Annotated in this window: 9 protein-coding genes, 4 tRNA genes and 2 rRNA genes; all 15 read left to right on the forward strand. The window is 59.7% G+C overall.

From position 1 onward, the window contains the following. The 15 genes from M1D44_RS00005 to rpoC all read left to right on the forward strand — a co-directional run bounded on the left by M1D44_RS00005 (position 1) and on the right by rpoC (position 17772). Positions 1-2695: ribosomal RNA gene (locus M1D44_RS00005) — 23S ribosomal RNA — on the forward strand. A gap of 117 nt (positions 2696-2812) precedes the next feature. After that, positions 2813-2925: ribosomal RNA gene (rrf, locus tag M1D44_RS00010) — 5S ribosomal RNA — on the forward strand. 561 nt (positions 2926-3486) lie between these two features. Continuing rightward, positions 3487-3572 (forward strand) — tRNA-Tyr (locus tag M1D44_RS00015). Positions 3573-3628: 56 nt separating this feature from the next. Next, a tRNA-Gly gene (locus M1D44_RS00020) sits at positions 3629-3702 on the forward strand. Between the two features lie 19 nt (positions 3703-3721). After that, positions 3722-3796, forward strand: a tRNA-Thr gene (locus M1D44_RS00025). A gap of 43 nt (positions 3797-3839) precedes the next feature. Next, entirely contained in the window at positions 3840-5030 is a 1191-nt protein-coding gene (gene tuf, locus M1D44_RS00030; RefSeq protein ID WP_004634449.1) for an elongation factor Tu, read from the forward strand. Positions 5031-5119: 89 nt separating this feature from the next. Further along, positions 5120-5195: transfer RNA gene (locus tag M1D44_RS00035), tRNA-Trp, on the forward strand. A gap of 59 nt (positions 5196-5254) precedes the next feature. Continuing rightward, complete coding sequence (gene secE / locus M1D44_RS00040) at positions 5255-5635, forward strand: preprotein translocase subunit SecE (RefSeq protein WP_024977901.1); 381 nt, start codon at positions 5255-5257, stop codon at positions 5633-5635. Positions 5636-5647: 12 nt separating this feature from the next. After that, on the forward strand, positions 5648-6232 hold the full coding sequence (gene nusG, locus M1D44_RS00045; RefSeq protein ID WP_024977900.1) for a transcription termination/antitermination protein NusG: 585 nt from the start codon (positions 5648-5650) through the stop codon (positions 6230-6232). 175 nt (positions 6233-6407) lie between these two features. Further along, complete coding sequence (rplK, locus tag M1D44_RS00050; protein WP_004634453.1) at positions 6408-6839, forward strand: 50S ribosomal protein L11; 432 nt, start codon at positions 6408-6410, stop codon at positions 6837-6839. A gap of 2 nt (positions 6840-6841) precedes the next feature. Further along, complete coding sequence (rplA, locus tag M1D44_RS00055; RefSeq protein ID WP_045202996.1) at positions 6842-7537, forward strand: 50S ribosomal protein L1; 696 nt, start codon at positions 6842-6844, stop codon at positions 7535-7537. A 376-nt stretch (positions 7538-7913) separates the two neighbouring features. Beyond that, entirely contained in the window at positions 7914-8420 is a 507-nt protein-coding gene (rplJ, locus tag M1D44_RS00060; RefSeq protein WP_004634455.1) for a 50S ribosomal protein L10, read from the forward strand. Between the two features lie 63 nt (positions 8421-8483). Then, positions 8484-8858, forward strand: a complete 375-nt coding sequence (gene rplL, locus M1D44_RS00065; protein WP_004634456.1) for a 50S ribosomal protein L7/L12 — start codon at positions 8484-8486, stop codon at positions 8856-8858. Positions 8859-9308: 450 nt separating this feature from the next. Then, a complete protein-coding gene (rpoB, locus tag M1D44_RS00070; RefSeq protein WP_024977897.1) occupies positions 9309-13415 on the forward strand; it encodes a DNA-directed RNA polymerase subunit beta in 4107 nt (1368 codons plus the stop codon). A gap of 127 nt (positions 13416-13542) precedes the next feature. Next, positions 13543-17772, forward strand: coding sequence for a DNA-directed RNA polymerase subunit beta' (rpoC, locus tag M1D44_RS00075; protein WP_024977896.1), 4230 nt, complete (start codon positions 13543-13545; stop codon positions 17770-17772). Positions 17773-17966 lie beyond the last annotated feature (194 nt).

Raw genomic sequence — 17966 nt, forward strand, 5'->3', positions numbered from 1 at the left:
GTGAACTGAAACATCTAAGTAGCTGCAGGAACAGAAATCAACCGAGATTCCCAAGTAGTGCGAGCGAAATGGGATCAGCCTTGTACTCTTTAGCAGTATTGTTAGCAAAGCGGAATGGAAAGTCCGGCCATAGTGGGTGATAGCCCCGTATGCGAAAACAGTATTGTGGAACTAGGTGTACGACAAGTAGGGCGGGACACGTGAAATCCTGTCTGAAGATGGGGGGACCATCCTCCAAGGCTAAATACTCGTAATCGACCGATAGTGAACCAGTACCGTGAGGGAAAGGCGAAAAGAACCCCGGGAGGGGAGTGAAATAGATCCTGAAACCGCATGCATACAAACAGTCGGAGCCTGGAAACGGGTGACGGCGTACCTTTTGTATAATGGGTCAGCGACTTACATTCAGTGGCAAGCTTAACCGATTAGGGAAGGCGTAGCGAAAGCGAGTCCGAATAGGGCGTTCAGTCGCTGGGTGTAGACCCGAAACCAAGTGATCTATCCATGGCCAGGTTGAAGGTGCGGTAACACGTACTGGAGGACCGAACCCACTAACGTTGAAAAGTTAGGGGATGAGCTGTGGATAGGGGTGAAAGGCTAAACAAACTTGGAAATAGCTGGTTCTCTCCGAAAACTATTTAGGTAGTGCCTCGTGTCTCACCTTCGGGGGTAGAGCACTGTCATGGTTGGGGGGTCTATTGCTGATTACCCCGCCATAGCAAACTCCGAATACCGAAGAGTGCAATCACGGGAGACAGACATCGGGTGCTAACGTCCGGTGTCAAGAGGGAAACAACCCAGACCGCCAGCTAAGGTCCCTAAATATTGCTAAGTGGGAAACGAAGTGGGAAGGCTAAAACAGTCAGGAGGTTGGCTTAGAAGCAGCCACCCTTTAAAGAAAGCGTAATAGCTCACTGATCGAGTCGTCCTGCGCGGAAGATGTAACGGGGCTAAGCAATATACCGAAGCTGCGGATGCACGTAAGTGCATGGTAGGAGAGCGTTCTGTAAGCCTGTGAAGGTGTCTTGTAAAGGATGCTGGAGGTATCAGAAGTGCGAATGCTGACATGAGTAGCGATAAAGGGGGTGAAAGGCCCCCTCGCCGTAAGCCCAAGGTTTCCTACGCAACGTTCATCGGCGTAGGGTGAGTCGGCCCCTAAGGCGAGGCAGAGATGCGTAGCTGATGGGAAGCAGGTTAATATTCCTGCACCGTCGTATGATGCGATGGGGGGACGGATCGCGGAAGGTTGTCCGGGTGTTGGATGTCCCGGTCCCTACATTGGAGATGGCACTTAGGCAAATCCGGGTGCGTGATTCAAGGGTGTGGGGCGAGCGACTTTAGGTCGCGAAGCAATTGGAAGTGGTTCCAAGAAAAGCCTCTAAGCTTCAGTCATACGAGACCGTACCGCAAACCGACACAGGTGGGCGAGATGAGTATTCTAAGGCGCTTGAGAGAACTCGGGAGAAGGAACTCGGCAAATTGGTACCGTAACTTCGGGATAAGGTACGCCCTTGTAGTTTGACTGGCTCGCGCCAGAAGGACGAAGGGGTTGCAATAAAATGGTGGCTGCGACTGTTTAATAAAAACACAGCACTCTGCAAACACGAAAGTGGACGTATAGGGTGTGACGCCTGCCCGGTGCCGGAAGATTAAATGATGGGGTGCAAGCTCTTGATTGAAGTCCCGGTAAACGGCGGCCGTAACTATAACGGTCCTAAGGTAGCGAAATTCCTTGTCGGGTAAGTTCCGACCTGCACGAATGGCGTAACGATGGCCACACTGTCTCCTCCCGAGACTCAGCGAAGTTGAAGTGTTTGTGATGATGCAATCTCCCCGCGGCTAGACGGAAAGACCCCATGAACCTTTACTGTAGCTTTGCATTGGACTTTGAACCGATCTGTGTAGGATAGGTGGGAGGCTTTGAAACCGGGACGCTAGTTTCGGTGGAGCCGACCTTGAAATACCACCCTGGTTTGTTTGAGGTTCTAACCTTGGCCCGTGAATCCGGGTCGGGGACAGTGCATGGTAGGCAGTTTGACTGGGGCGGTCTCCTCCCAAAGTGTAACGGAGGAGTTCGAAGGTACGCTTGGTACGGTCGGACATCGTACCTAAAGTGCAATGGCAAAAGCGTGCTTAACTGCGAGACCGACAAGTCGAGCAGGTGCGAAAGCAGGACATAGTGATCCGGTGGTTCTGTATGGAAGGGCCATCGCTCAACGGATAAAAGGTACTCTGGGGATAACAGGCTGATACCGCCCAAGAGTTCATATCGACGGCGGTGTTTGGCACCTCGATGTCGGCTCATCTCATCCTGGGGCTGTAGCCGGTCCCAAGGGTATGGCTGTTCGCCATTTAAAGAGGTACGTGAGCTGGGTTTAAAACGTCGTGAGACAGTTTGGTCCCTATCTGCCGTGGGCGTTGGAATCTTGACGGGGGCTGCTCCTAGTACGAGAGGACCGGAGTGGACGTACCGCTGGTGTACCTGTTGTCTCGCCAGAGGCATCGCAGGGTAGCTATGTACGGAAGAGATAACCGCTGAAAGCATCTAAGCGGGAAACTTGCCTGAAGATGAGGATTCCCTGGAGACTTGATCTCCCTGAAGGGTCGTTCGAGACCAGGACGTTGATAGGCTGGGTGTGGAAGCGCAGTAATGCGTTCAGCTAACCAGTACTAATTGCCCGTGCGGCTTGATCCTATAACCGGTATGTTTCCGGCTGGGTCCGCCTTGTGCCTGATACACACAACTCACAACCCAAAATCTACATTCCCATATTGGTCCCGTTGACCTCGTCAACGTGACGACAAGTCATAGCCTGGTGACCATAGCGAGTCGGTACCACCCCTTCCCATCCCGAACAGGACCGTGAAACGACTCCGCGCCGATGATAGTGCGGATTCCCGTGTGAAAGTAGGTCATCGCCAGGCTCTCCCATACAACACCCCAGCTCTACCTTAGAGCTGGGGTGTTTGCCTTTGCGCGATCGGCTCGCACCCGGCTTGCTGCATTGATCCGCCAGACAGATCCCAGCAACACTCCCCTCCGCCTCTCCCCAAAAACAAAACGCCTCCCAACGGAGACGTCCGCGGCATCCCCTGCAAGACTGATTAGCTTCGTGAGTCAGCCGGGCCCGTCCGCTCGCTGCGGTGAGGTACGGAGAATCGGTGGGCCGGCTGTGCGTGGCTTTTGTGCGGATACGCAGGCATCGCTGCGTCGCGTGGATATAGCTGCTGGCCAGCGACTCGCAATGATGTTCGCGATCTTCCTAGCTATACCGGTCGACTGCGGTTGTGACTTCCGAGGAAGGCTCCGCCAGCCTCTCCGTCGGCGCCCTGGTGCGAGCATTGGAGTGGCATAGCGGCGCCAGTCCCTCGTCGATCTGAATTGCCCCCTATAAGGATGAGAGCATCAATGCTCGAAATCTCGCGATTTCATCAAGCAATGCTTGACAGGGTGCCCTGATGGTCCCATAATCGCAAGTTCTCTTCGGAGAGGTGCCCGAGTGGCTAAAGGGGGCAGACTGTAAATCTGTTGGCTTACGCCTACGTTGGTTCGAATCCAACCCTCTCCACCAGAATTAAGCAGTGAGTTCGGTCGCAAGGCCGGGCGGCAAGGGAAGAAGTAGCCCGGGCGGGTGTAGCTCAATGGTAGAGCAGAAGCCTTCCAAGCTTACGACGAGGGTTCGATTCCCTTCACCCGCTCCATTCACTGTTCGTAAGTTTTGCCCATGTGGCTCAGTGGTAGAGCACTCCCTTGGTAAGGGAGAGGTCGGCAGTTCGATCCTGCCCATGGGCACCACGCATCCACCAACGCAAATCGCTACCGAGACAGGAGTCGCGACATGGCAAAGGAAAAGTTCGAGCGGACTAAGCCGCACGTGAACGTTGGTACGATTGGTCACGTTGACCACGGTAAGACGACGCTGACCGCGGCGATCACGACCGTGCTGGCGACCAAGTTTGGTGGTGCCGCCAAGGCATACGACCAGATCGATGCAGCGCCGGAAGAAAAGGCACGTGGCATCACGATCAACACCGCGCACGTCGAGTACGAAACGGCTAACCGCCACTACGCGCACGTTGACTGCCCGGGCCACGCCGACTACGTCAAGAACATGATCACCGGTGCCGCCCAGATGGACGGCGCCATCCTGGTGTGCTCGGCCGCTGACGGCCCGATGCCGCAAACGCGTGAGCACATCCTGCTGGCCCGCCAGGTTGGTGTGCCGTACATCGTCGTGTTCCTGAACAAGTGCGACATGGTGGACGACGCCGAGCTGCTGGAGCTGGTCGAGATGGAAGTGCGCGAACTTCTGTCGAAGTACGACTTCCCGGGCGACGACACCCCGATCATCAAGGGTTCGGCCAAGCTGGCGCTGGAAGGCGACAAGGGCGAACTGGGCGAAGTGGCCATCATGAACCTGGCCGACGCACTGGACACCTACATCCCGACGCCGGAGCGCGCTGTTGACGGCACGTTCCTGATGCCGGTGGAAGACGTTTTCTCGATCTCGGGTCGCGGCACCGTGGTGACCGGCCGTATCGAGCGCGGCGTCGTCAAGGTCGGCGAAGAACTGGAAATCGTCGGTATCAAGGCCACGCAGAAGACGACCTGCACGGGCGTGGAAATGTTCCGCAAGTTGCTGGACCAAGGTCAGGCAGGCGACAACGTCGGTATTCTGCTGCGTGGTACGAAGCGCGAAGACGTCGAGCGCGGGCAAGTGCTGTGCAAGCCGGGTTCGATCAAGCCGCACACGCACTTCACGGGCGAGGTCTACATCCTGTCTAAGGACGAAGGTGGTCGTCACACGCCGTTCTTCAACAACTACCGTCCGCAGTTCTATTTCCGTACGACGGACGTGACCGGCTCGATCGAGCTGCCGGCCGACAAGGAAATGGTCATGCCGGGCGACAACGTGTCGATCACCGTCAAGCTGATCGCCCCGATCGCCATGGAAGAAGGTCTGCGCTTCGCTATCCGTGAAGGCGGCCGTACCGTCGGCGCCGGCGTCGTCGCTAAGATCATCGAGTAAGTGCTGTAACTCTTCCGTGCGGCTGCCAACCGGCCGCACGTGAAGTGCCAGAGTGGGGTTGACCGAAATGGCAACCCCAAAGCTGTTTTAGGGGTATAGCTCAACTGGCAGAGCGTCGGTCTCCAAAACCGAAGGTTGGGGGTTCGATTCCCTCTGCCCCTGCCAATTCATCAGCCGCGTCGCGCAGGAAAACGCGCCACGCGGCTTAGTCTCGTTTGGGAAACATGGCCAATCCGAACGTCGAAACCGTCAACACCGCCAGCGGCAAATGGTTGCTGGCCTTGGCGTTCCTACTGCTGGTTGCTGGGGTGATCGGTTTTTACCTGCTGGCGCAACAGCCGAGCTATGTCCGTGCTGCCTCGCTGATCGGCGGGCTGGTGTTGGGCGCAGGCGTTGCGCTGGTGTCCGCACCTGGGCAGGGCTTCATCGAGTTCGCGCGCGAGTCGTACCGCGAAGTTCGCAAAGTGGTGTGGCCGACGCGAAAGGAAGCCGGGCAGATGACCGGTCTGGTGTTTGCGTTCGTCGTGATCATGGCCCTGTTCCTGTGGTCTGCGGACAAGCTCATCGAGTGGGTGATCTTCTCGCTCGTGCTGGGCTGGAAATAATCGGGTAAAGCCATGACGGATAACGTAGCGAACGACACGTCCGCGGATTCGTCCGCACCGGCCTCGAAAAAGCGCTGGTATGTCGTGCATGCCTATTCGGGCATGGAAAAAAGCGTGCAACGCGCGCTGCAGGAGCGCATCGAGCGCGAAGGCCTGCAACATCTGTTCGGCCAGATTCTGGTGCCGTCGGAAGAGGTGATGGAGAGCAAGAGCGGTCGTAAGACCGTGACGGAGCGCCGCCTTTTCCCCGGCTATGTGTTTGTCGAAATGGAGATGACCGACGAGACCTGGCACTTGGTGAAGAACACTTCCAAGGTGACTGGTTTCATTGGTGGTACGGGCAATCGCCCCTCGCCGATTTCCAAGAGCGAAGTCGACAAGATCATGGCCCAGATCCAGGAAGGGGTCGAAAAGCCGCGTCCCAAGACGCTGTTCGAAGTGGGGGAAATGGTGCGCGTGAAGGAAGGCCCGTTTACCGATTTCAACGGCAACGTCGAGGAAGTGAACTACGAGAAATCGCGCCTGCGCGTTTCCGTGACGATCTTCGGGCGTGCGACGCCCGTCGAGCTCGAGTTCGGTCAGGTCGAGAAGGTTTAAAAAATCGGCGTGGTGGCGCAAGCCACCGCGCCATTCGCCCGGTCCACTGGACTTGGCGGGCAACGGTGGCGAAGCCGCCCGCGCCAACAGAGGAGCGTCGGCTCTGCGCCGATGCGTTACCACTCAACAGGATTGCCGTGGTCGTTTGAGCTAGGCAATCCGGATTGGAGTCAAGATGGCCAAGAAAATTATTGGCTTTATCAAGCTGCAAATTCCGGCTGGTAAAGCAAATCCGTCCCCGCCCGTCGGCCCGGCCCTGGGTCAGCGCGGTCTGAACATCATGGAGTTCTGCAAGGCGTTCAACGCGCAGACTCAAGGTATGGAACCGGGCTTGCCGGTGCCGGTGGTGATCACCGCTTTCGCCGACAAGAGCTTCACCTTCGTGATGAAGTCGCCGCCGGCGACCGTGCTCATCAAGAAGGCTGCCGGTATCCAGAAGGGTTCCGCCAAGCCGCATACCGACAAGGTCGGCAAGATCACTCGCGCTCAGGCAGAAGAAATTGCCAAGGCGAAGAACGCTGACCTTACCGCTGCAGATCTGGACGCCGCCGTGCGTACGATCGCCGGTAGCGCCCGTTCGATGGGTATCACGGTGGAGGGCCTGTAATCATGGCAAAGATTTCGAAGCGTACGGCCGCTAACAAGGCCAAGGTCGAGCGTACCAAGTTCTATCCGATCGACGAAGCGCTGAGCCTCGTCAAGGAATGCGCCAGCGCCAAGTTTGATGAGTCCATCGACGTGGCCGTGCAACTTGGCATTGATGCAAAGAAGTCGGACCAAGTGGTCCGTGGTTCGGTGGTGCTGCCTGCTGGTACTGGCAAGTCGGTGCGTGTGGCCGTGTTTGCCCAAGGCGACAAGGCCGAGCAAGCCAAGGCTGCTGGCGCTGAGATCGTCGGCATGGAAGACCTCGCCGAGCAGATCAAGGCCGGCAAGATGGACTTCGACGTCGTGATCGCTTCGCCGGACACGATGCGCGTGGTCGGTACGCTGGGTCAGATCCTCGGCCCGCGCGGCCTGATGCCGAACCCGAAGGTCGGCACCGTGACGCCGGACGTTGCTACGGCCGTGAAGAACGCCAAGGCTGGTCAGGTTCAATTCCGTGTCGACAAGGCCGGTATCATCCACGCCACCATCGGCCGCCGCTCGTTCGAGCCGGCAGCGCTGAAGAGCAATTTGGCTGCACTGCTGGACGCACTGACCAAGGCCAAGCCGGCATCGAGCAAGGGTGTGTACCTGCGCAAGGTCGCCGTCTCGTCGACGATGGGCGTGGGCGTGCGCGTTGACCAGGCGACCCTGGCTGCCTGACCGCTCTCGATCATTCGCACTGGGTGGCCCGATAACCATCCCGGTGTTAGCAGTTTTCTCTCGCGTGGCCCCGGCCACGCGGACCCTTGAAGTTTGAGGGACAAGACTTTGGGCAGTGGTAGACGTTTGCGCGAGCAAGCCGACGCCGCTGGTTATCAAAGACCGTTGGCGGTGAAGGGCTCCTTGGGGCCAACGCCTTAATCGCGGCTCCCTCCGGAAACGGCGGCGATGCTCGGCCAACGCAGATGGCGCCCCCGAAGGGAATAAGTGACTTTGGTATTGCCGAAGTGATTTGTGCCAATCGGACGCCGTACTTTTGGACTGACCGAGGTGACCGCAGTGACTGCGGAAACCGAAGTCGTTTTGGAGCTTAACCGTGGCACTCAATCTCGAAGATAAGAAGGCCGTCGTGGCCGAGGTAACGGCGCAAGTCGCCAAGGCCTCGACCATCGTCGTTGCTGAATATCGCGGTATCACGGTTGGCGATCTGACCAAGCTGCGCGCGCAAGCGCGCCAGCAAGGCGTCTACCTGCGCGTTCTGAAGAACACGCTGGCACGCCGCGCTGTTGAAGGCACGCCGTTTGCCGAACTCGCCGAGCAACTGACTGGCCCGCTGATCTACGGTATTTCCGAAGACGCAGTGGCCCCGGCCAAGGTGCTGAACGATTTCGCCAAGGGCAATGACAAGCTGGTGCTGCGCGCCGGTTCGTACGATGGCAAGGTTCTCGACGTCGACGCCGTGAAGGCGCTGGCAACGATTCCGAGCCGCGAAGAACTGCTCAGCAAGCTGCTGTTCGTCATGCAGGCTCCGGTGTCGGGCTTTGCCCGCGCCCTGGGTGCCCTGGCTGCCAAGCAAGGCGAAGGCGAGGCTGCAGCGGCCTAATAGGCTGCAGCACCGCGTACAGATCGCACGATCGATACCGAATCACATTCTGGAGTTATTCAAATGGCAATCACCAAAGACGACATCCTGGAAGCCGTTGGCGCGATGTCCGTGATGGAACTGAACGACCTGGTCAAGGCGTTCGAAGAGAAGTTTGGCGTGTCGGCTGCTGCCGTGGCCGTGGCCGGTCCGGCTGCTGCTGGTGGCGCTGCTGCTGCTGAAGAGCAAACCGAATTCACCGTGACGCTGAAGAGCGCCGGCGCGAACAAGGTTGGCGTCATCAAGGCCGTGCGTGAAATCACCGGTCTGGGCCTGAAGGAAGCCAAGGACCTGGTCGATGGCGCACCGAAGCCCGTGAAGGAAGGCGTCGACAAGAAGACCGCCGACGAGCTGGTGAAGAAGCTGGTGGAAGCCGGCGCGGAAGCCGAAGCCAAGTAAGTGCAGGTCTCGCGTGCCGTACTCGGTACGCGATAGAGGCTGGCAAAGGGATATTTCCCGGCGCCAGCCTTTTTGCGCTTGTAGGGCCGATTGTTGAGCGATTCCGCAATCACGCTGTAAGTATTGTTGAAGTCTCTTTGCCGGGTTTTTCCGGCAGCCGGCCAGGACAAGGCCAGCAGAGGCCAAACATCAGTGGCACACTAGGCTGTTCGCAGTCCGCTGATGTTTGTCTTCTGAACCGACTGCAGAAGGCAAGTTTGGTCGGGTACTCCCCCGTCCGTAGCATGGGCTCCATGGGCCCATGTGCGGGTGGCGCGCGCAGTACCGTCAGCCAGAGGTTGGTAGCGGCCAACCGCCAAATCCCGTCACCAGTCGCTGAACACCTCAAGTGTCAGGCGTGCTTTATCGCCTTAAGTCCGTCGCGCGCACTTGCGATGATTCGGAGATCCCATGGCGTACAGCTTTACCGAGAAGAAGCGTATTCGCAAGAGTTTCGCGAAACGCGCAACGGTTCATCAGGTTCCCTTCCTGCTTGCCACCCAGATTCAATCGTATGCCCAGTTCTTGCAGGAGAACGCTCCTGTTGCACAACGCAAGAGCGAAGGTCTGCAAGCGGCGTTCAACGCCATTTTCCCCATCGTGTCGCACAATGGTCTGGCACGCATGGAGTTCGTGTCGTACCACCTGTCCAACCCGCCGTTTGACGTCAAGGAATGTCAGCAGCGTGGTCTGACCTTCCACTCGGCGCTGCGCGCAAAAGTGCGCTTGATCATCAACGACCGCGAGAATCCCACCAAGGTCAAGGAGATCAAGGAGCAGGAAGTCTACATGGGCGAAATTCCGCTCATGACCTCCACCGGTTCGTTCGTGATCAACGGTACGGAACGTGTGATCGTGTCCCAGCTGCACCGTTCGCCGGGCGTGTTCTTCGAGCACGACAAGGGCAAGACGCACAGCTCGGGCAAGCTGCTGTTCTCGGCGCGGATCATTCCGTACCGCGGCTCGTGGCTCGATTTCGAATTCGACCCGAAGGACATCCTGTACTTCCGCGTTGACCGCCGCCGCAAGATGCCGGTGACGATCCTGCTGAAGTCGATCGGTCTGACGCCGGAGCAGATCCTGGCGCACTTCTTCGTGTTCGACAACTTCACGCTCAAGACCGAAGGCGCACTGATGGAATTCGTGCCCGAGCGTCTGCGCGGCGAAGTCGCTCGCTTCGACATTTCCGACAAGAACGGCAAGGTCGTGGTCGAGAAGGACAAGCGCATCAACGCCAAGCACATCCGTGACCTGGATTCCGCCGGCACCAAGCTGATCAGCGTTCCGGAAGACTACCTGCTGGGCCGCGTGCTGGCGAAGAACATCGTCGATCCGGATACCGGTGAAGTCCTGGCCAACGCTAACGACGAACTGACCGAAGGCGTGCTCGAGAAGCTTCGCGACGCCGACGTGAAGGAAATCCAGACGCTGTACACGAACGACCTCGATCAAGGTCCGTACATGTCGGCGACGCTGCGTACGGATGACACGGCCGACCAGACCGCCGCGCGTATCGCTATCTACCGCATGATGCGCCCCGGCGAGCCGCCGACCGAAGACGCCGTTGAAGCGCTGTTCCAACGTCTGTTCTACAACGAAGACTCGTACGACCTGTCGCGCGTTGGCCGCATGAAGGTCAACAGCCGCTTGAACCGTTCGGCTGGTACCGGCCCGATGGTGCTGACGGACGAGGACATCCTCGACACGATCAAGCTGCTGGTGAACCTGCGTAACGGCAAGGGCGAAGTGGACGATATCGACCACCTCGGCAATCGCCGTGTGCGTTGCGTCGGCGAACTGGCGGAAAACCAGTTCCGCGCCGGTCTGTCGCGTGTTGAGCGTGCCGTGAAGGAACGTCTGGGCCAGGCCGAGACGGAAAACCTGATGCCGCACGACCTGATCAACTCGAAGCCGATTTCGTCGGCGATTCGCGAGTTCTTCGGTTCGTCGCAGCTGTCGCAGTTCATGGACCAGACCAACCCGCTGTCGGAAGTCACGCACAAGCGCCGTATTTCGGCCCTGGGCCCGGGCGGTCTGACGCGCGAGCGTGCGGGCTTTGAAGTCCGTGACGTGCACCCGACCCACTACGGCCGCGTCTGCCCGATCGAAACGCCGGAAGGTCCGAACATTGGTCTGATCAACTCGCTGGCGCTGTACGCACAACTGAACGACTACGGCTTCCTCGAAACGCCGTACCGCAAGGTTGAAAACGGCAAGCTGACCGATCAGGTGGATTACCTGTCGGCCATCGAGGAAGGCAAGTACGTGGTGGCGCAGGCCAACGCGACGCTGGACAAGGACGGCAACCTGATCGACGAACTGGTCTCCGCGCGTGAAGGTAGCGAGCGTGAAACCCGTATGGTCACGCCGGACCGCGTGCAGTACATCGACGTGGCACCGTCGCAGATCGTGTCGGCTGCAGCTTCGCTGGTGCCGTTCCTCGAGCACGATGATGCAAACCGTGCACTGATGGGCGCAAACATGCAGCGTCAGGCCGTGCCTTGCCTGCGTGCAGACAAGCCGCTGGTGGGTACCGGCGTCGAGCGCACCGTGGCAGTGGACTCGGGTACCGCCGTGCAGGCAACCCGTGGTGGCGTGGTCGACTACGTTGATGCGAACCGCGTGGTGATCCGCGTGAACGATGCCGAAGCCGTCGCTGGTGAAGTCGGCGTGGACATCTACAACCTGATCAAGTACACGCGTTCGAACCAGAACACGAACATCAACCAGCGTCCGATGGTCAAGGTGGGCGACGTCGTTGCCCGCGGCGACGTGATCGCTGACGGCGCCTCGACCGACATGGGCGAGCTGGCGCTTGGCCAGAACATGCTGGTCGCGTTCATGCCCTGGAACGGCTACAACTTCGAGGATTCGATCCTGATCTCGGAGCGCATCGTGGCTGAAGACCGCTACACCTCGATCCACATCGAGGAGCTGTCGGTCGTAGCTCGCGACACCAAGCTCGGACCGGAAGAAATCACGCGCGACATCTCGAACCTGGCCGAAGCCCAACTGGCTCGCCTGGACGAATCGGGCATCACGTACATCGGCGCAGAAGTGGAAGCCGGCGACGTGATGGTCGGCAAGGTCACGCCCAAGGGCGAGACCCAGCTGACGCCGGAAGAGAAGCTGCTGCGTGCGATCTTCGGTGAGAAGGCGTCCGACGTGAAGGACACCTCGCTGCGCGTGCCCTCGGGCATGAGCGGTACCGTGATCGACGTGCAGGTCTTCACGCGTGAAGGCGTGGTGCGTGACAAGCGCGCCCAGTCGATCATCGACGAAGAACTGAAGCGCTACCGCCTGGACCTGAACGACCAGCTGCGTATCGTGGAAGGCGATGCCTTCCAGCGTCTGGAGCGTCTGCTGGTGGGCAAGGTTGCCAACGGCGGCCCGAAGAAGCTGGCCAAGGGCACCGCGCTCACGAAGGAATATCTGGCCGATCTGGACAAGTGGCACTGGTTCGACATCCGCCCGGCGGAAGACGAAGTCGCGCTGCAACTGGAAGCCGTGAAGGTCGCCATCGAGCAGAAGCGCCACGACTTCGACCTCGCGTTCGAAGAGAAGCGCAAGAAGCTCACGCAAGGCGACGAACTGCCGCCGGGCGTGATCAAGATGGTCAAGGTGTACCTGGCCGTGAAGCGTCGCCTGCAGCCTGGCGACAAGATGGCCGGCCGTCACGGTAACAAGGGTGTTGTGTCGAAGATCACCCCGATCGAAGACATGCCCTACATGGCCGACGGCACACCTGCTGACATCGTGCTGAACCCGCTGGGCGTGCCTTCACGGATGAACGTGGGTCAGATTCTCGAAACCCACCTGGGCTGGGCCGCACGCGGTCTGGGCGAGCGCATCGGCAACATGCTCAAGGCGCAAGCCAAGGCTGCCGAGATCCGCAAGCTGCTGGGTCAGATCTACAACGAGAGCGGCAAGGTTGAAGATCTGGACAGCCTGTCGGACGCTGAAATCCTCGAGTTGGCCGAGAACCTGAAGAAGGGCGTGCCGTTCGCGACGCCGGTGTTCGATGGTGCGCATGAGGACGAAATCCGCCGCATGCTGGACCTCGCCTATCCGGCAGACATCGCGAAGGAGAAGGGCCTGACGGCTTCCAAGCAACAGGTCACGCTGTTCGACGGTCGCACCGGTGAAGCCTTCGAGCGTCCGGTCACGCTGGGCGTGATGCACATGCTGAAGCTGCACCACTTGGTCGACGACAAGATGCACGCGCGTTCGACCGGTCCGTACTCGCTGGTGACGCAGCAGCCGCTGGGCGGTAAGGCCCAGTTCGGTGGCCAGCGTTTCGGTGAAATGGAAGTGTGGGCACTCGAAGCGTACGGCGCGTCCTACGTGCTGCAGGAAATGCTGACCGTGAAGTCGGATGACGTGAATGGCCGGACCAAGGTGTACGAGAACATCGTCAAGGGCGAGCACTCGATCGATGCCGGCATGCCGGAATCGTTCAACGTGCTGGTGAAGGAAATCCGCTCGCTGGGTATCGACATCGACCTCGAGCGCAACTGAGCGCCGATGCGGTGAGGGCGTGGCGGCAGCATCGCCATGCCCTGGTAACAGCAGCCATTGACGAAGATTTAGGGTCGGCGACTTTGGGTCACACCAAGACGCCAGCCTCAAACTCAAGGAGTTTGGAATGAAAGCATTGCTCGACCTATTCCGTCAGGTACAGCAAGAAGAGCAGTTTGACGCGATCAAGATCGGCCTCGCGTCGCCTGAGAAAATCCGCTCGTGGTCCTTCGGCGAAGTCAAGAAGCCCGAGACCATCAACTACCGTACGTTCAAGCCTGAGCGTGACGGTCTGTTCTGCGCCAAGATCTTCGGCCCGATCAAGGATTACGAGTGCCTGTGCGGCAAGTACAAGCGCCTGAAGCACCGTGGCGTGATCTGCGAGAAGTGCGGCGTTGAAGTGACGCTGGCCAAGGTGCGCCGTGAGCGCATGGGCCACATTGAACTGGCTGCGCCGACCGCGCACATCTGGTTCCTGAAGTCGCTGCCGTCGCGTCTGGGCATGGTGCTCGACATGACGCTGCGCGACATCGAGCGCGTGCTGTACTTCGAAGCATTCGTCGTGGTTGAGCCGGGCATGACCGCGCTCAAGAAGAGCCAGATCATGTCGGAAGACGATTATCTGGCCAAGTGCGACGAGTACGGCGAAGGCGAATTCGTCGCCATGATGGGCGCCGAAGGCATTCGCGAGCTGCTGCGCGGCATCGACATCGAGAAGCAGATCGAGACGATCCGTGCTGAGCTGCAGGCCACGGGCTCGGAAGCCAAGATCAAGAAGTTCGCCAAGCGCCTGAAGGTGCTCGAGGCATTCCAGCGTTCGGGCATCAAGCCGGACTGGATGATCCTCGAAGTGCTGCCGGTGCTGCCGCCCGAGCTGCGTCCGCTGGTGCCGCTGGATGGCGGTCGTTTCGCCACGTCGGACCTGAACGACCTGTATCGCCGCGTGATCAACCGGAACAACCGTCTGAAGCGTCTGCTTGAGCTGAAGGCGCCGGAAATCATCGTGCGCAACGAAAAGCGCATGCTGCAGGAAGCAGTGGACTCGCTGCTGGACAACGGCCGTCGCGGCAAGGCGATGACCGGTGCCAACAAGCGTCCGCTGAAGTCGCTGGCTGAAATGATCAAGGGTAAGGGCGGCCGTTTCCGTCAGAACCTGCTGGGCAAGCGCGTGGACTACTCGGGCCGTTCGGTCATCGTGGTGGGCCCGACGCTGAAGCTGCACCAGTGCGGCCTGCCCAAGCTGATGGCGCTCGAACTCTTCAAGCCCTTCATCTTCCACAAGCTGGAAACGATGGGCATCGCCACCACGATCAAGGCGGCGAAGAAGGAAGTGGAAAGCCAGACGCCGGTGGTGTGGGACATCCTCGAAGAGGTGATCCGCGAGCACCCGGTGATGCTGAACCGCGCGCCGACGCTGCACCGTCTGGGTATCCAGGCGTTCGAGCCGGTGCTGATCGAAGGCAAGGCGATCCAGCTGCACCCGCTGGTCTGCGCGGCGTTCAACGCCGACTTCGACGGTGACCAGATGGCTGTTCACGTTCCGCTGTCGCTCGAAGCGCAGATGGAAGCGCGCACGCTGATGCTGGCGTCGAACAACGTGCTGTTCCCGGCCAACGGTGATCCGTCGATCGTGCCGTCGCAAGACGTGGTGCTGGGTCTGTACTACACGACCCGCGACAAGATCAACGGCCGCGGTGAAGGCATGACGTTCGCCGACATCTCGGAAGTGATCCGCGCCTACGAGAACAAGGAAGTCGAACTGGCTTCGCGCGTGAACGTGCGGATCACCGAGTACGACCTGGTGAACCCGGAAGCTGACGGCGACGCCCGCTTCGCGCCGAAGATCACGCTGCAATCGACCACGGTCGGTCGCGCGATCCTGTCGGAGATTCTGCCGAAGGGTCTGCCGTTCTCGGTGCTGAACAAGCCGCTGAAGAAGAAGGAAATCTCGCGCCTGATCAACACGGCGTTCCGCAAGTGCGGTCTGCGCGAAACCGTGATCTTCGCTGACAAGCTGCTGCAGTCGGGCTTCCGCCTGGCAACGCGCGCCGGTATCTCGATCGCCATCGACGACATGCTGGTGCCGCCGGCCAAGGAGAAGATCATCTCCGAGGCTGCCGCCAAGGTGAAGGAATACGACAAGCAGTACATGTCGGGTCTGGTGACGGACCAGGAGCGTTACAACAACGTCGTGGACATCTGGGGTGCCGCTGGTGACCAGGTGGGCAAGGCGATGATGGAGCAGCTCCAGACCGAAGACGTGATCGACCGCAACGGCAACACCGTCAAGCAAGAGTCGTTCAACTCCATCTACATGATGGCCGACTCGGGCGCACGGGGTTCCGCGGCGCAGATCCGTCAGCTGGCAGGTATGCGTGGCCTGATGGCCAAGCCGGACGGCTCGATTATCGAGACGCCGATTACCGCGAACTTCCGCGAAGGCCTGAACGTTCTGCAGTACTTCATCTCGACCCACGGTGCACGTAAGGGTCTGGCTGATACGGCACTGAAGACCGCGAACTCGGGTTACCTGACCCGTCGTCTGGTCGACGTGACGCAGGATCTGGTGGTGGTGGAAGACGATTGCGGCACCTCCAACGGCGTGGCCATGAAGGCCCTGGTCGAAGGCGGTGAAGTGATTGAAGCCCTGCGCGACCGTATCCTGGGCCGCGTGGTCGTCAACGACGTGGTGAACCCGGAAACGCAGGAAACCGCGATCGAAGCCGGCACGCTGCTCGACGAAGACATGGTGGACCTGATCGACGCGCTGGGCGTGGACGAAGTGAAGGTTCGCACGCCGCTGTCCTGCGATACACGCTACGGCCTGTGCGCCAAGTGCTACGGTCGCGACCTCGGCCGCGGTGTGCTGGTGAACTCGGGCGAAGCCGTGGGTGTGATCGCTGCGCAGTCGATCGGCGAGCCGGGCACGCAGCTGACGATGCGTACGTTCCACATCGGTGGTGCGGCATCGCGTGCGGCAGTGGCATCGAGCGTGGAAGCGAAGGCAACCGGTACCGTGCGTTTCACGGCGACCATGCGTTACGTCACCAACGCGAAGGGCGAGCAGATCGTCATCTCGCGTTCGGGCGAAGCGCTGATCACCGACGACCACGGCCGTGAGCGTGAGCGCCACAAGATCGTGTACGGCGCAACGCTGCTGGTCAAGGATGGTCAGTCCATCAAGGCCGGCACGCAGCTCGCCACGTGGGATCCGCTGACGCGTCCGATCATCTCGGAGTACTCGGGCACCATCAAGTTCGAGAACGTCGAAGAAGGCGTGACCGTCGCCAAGCAGATGGACGAAGTGACCGGTCTGTCGACGCTGGTGGTCATCGATGCGAAGCGTCGTACCGCTGCCACCAAGGGCATCCGTCCGCAGGTGAAGCTGCTCGACTCGTCGGGCGCTGAAGTGAAGATCCCGGGCACGGACCACTCCGTGACCATCGGCTTCCAGGTGGGCGCGCTGATCACCGTGAAGGACGGTCAGCAAGTGCACGTGGGTGAAGTGCTCGCACGTATCCCGACCGAATCGCAGAAGACGCGTGACATTACCGGTGGTCTGCCGCGTGTGGCCGAGCTGTTCGAAGCCCGTTCGCCGAAGGACGCCGCCGTGCTGGCGGAAGTCACCGGTACGACTTCGTTCGGTAAGGACACCAAGGGCAAGCAGCGCCTGGTGATTACGGATCTCGACGGCAATGCCCACGAGTTCCTGATCGCCAAGGAAAAGCAGGTGCTGGTGCACGACGGCCAAGTGGTCAACAAGGGCGAAATGATCGTTGAAGGCCCGGCTGACCCGCACGACATCCTGCGTCTGAAGGGCGTGGAAGAACTGGCGACCTACATCGTCGACGAAGTGCAGGACGTGTACCGTCTGCAAGGTGTGAAGATCAACGACAAGCACATCGAAGTGATTGTTCGTCAGATGCTGCGCCGCGTGCAGATCGTCGATACCGGCGACACCCGCTTCATCCCGGGTGAACAGGTGGAGCGTTCGGACCTGCTCGACGAAAACGACAAGGTGATCGCGCTGGGCAAGCGTCCGGCGACCTACGAGAACCTGCTGCTGGGTATTACGAAGGCATCGTTGTCGACCGACAGCTTCATCTCGGCAGCCTCGTTCCAGGAAACCACGCGCGTGCTGACCGAAGCCGCCATCATGGGCAAGGTCGACGACCTGCGTGGTCTGAAGGAAAACGTCATCGTTGGCCGTCTGATCCCGGCCGGTACCGGCCTGGCCTACCACCGCGCCCGCAAGGCGAAGGAAGTGGCCGACCGCGACCGCGCTGCAGCGATTGCCGAAGAGGAAGCCGCTTCGATCTTCGAAACGCCTGCCGTCCAGCAAGAAGGCGACGCGTAAGCGAACGCAAGCAACACCATCAAAGCCCGGCCATGTGCCGGGCTTTTTTTTGCCCGCGTTCTTCTCCGGCGCTTTGTGCGGACACCAAAAACAACACCGGCGTCGCCCGATTCGTATTTTCTTGAGACGTTAACCCGCCTTAACATGCCAACCGCTATGATTTCGCGGTTATAGACCGGCACTTTTTACAATCT

It is taken from the genome of Ralstonia sp. SA306 (assembly GCF_054792405.1).

Coding starts and splice junctions, on each gene's coding strand:
- nusG (WP_024977900.1), top strand. CDS start 5,648: ATGACGGATAACGTAGCGAACGACACGTCCGCGGATTCGTCCGCACCG.
- rplK (WP_004634453.1), top strand. CDS start 6,408: ATGGCCAAGAAAATTATTGGCTTTATCAAGCTGCAAATTCCGGCTGGT.
- rplA (WP_045202996.1), top strand. CDS start 6,842: ATGGCAAAGATTTCGAAGCGTACGGCCGCTAACAAGGCCAAGGTCGAG.
- rpoB (WP_024977897.1), top strand. CDS start 9,309: ATGGCGTACAGCTTTACCGAGAAGAAGCGTATTCGCAAGAGTTTCGCG.
- secE (WP_024977901.1), top strand. CDS start 5,255: ATGGCCAATCCGAACGTCGAAACCGTCAACACCGCCAGCGGCAAATGG.
- rpoC (WP_024977896.1), top strand. CDS start 13,543: ATGAAAGCATTGCTCGACCTATTCCGTCAGGTACAGCAAGAAGAGCAG.
- rplL (WP_004634456.1), top strand. CDS start 8,484: ATGGCAATCACCAAAGACGACATCCTGGAAGCCGTTGGCGCGATGTCC.
- tuf (WP_004634449.1), top strand. CDS start 3,840: ATGGCAAAGGAAAAGTTCGAGCGGACTAAGCCGCACGTGAACGTTGGT.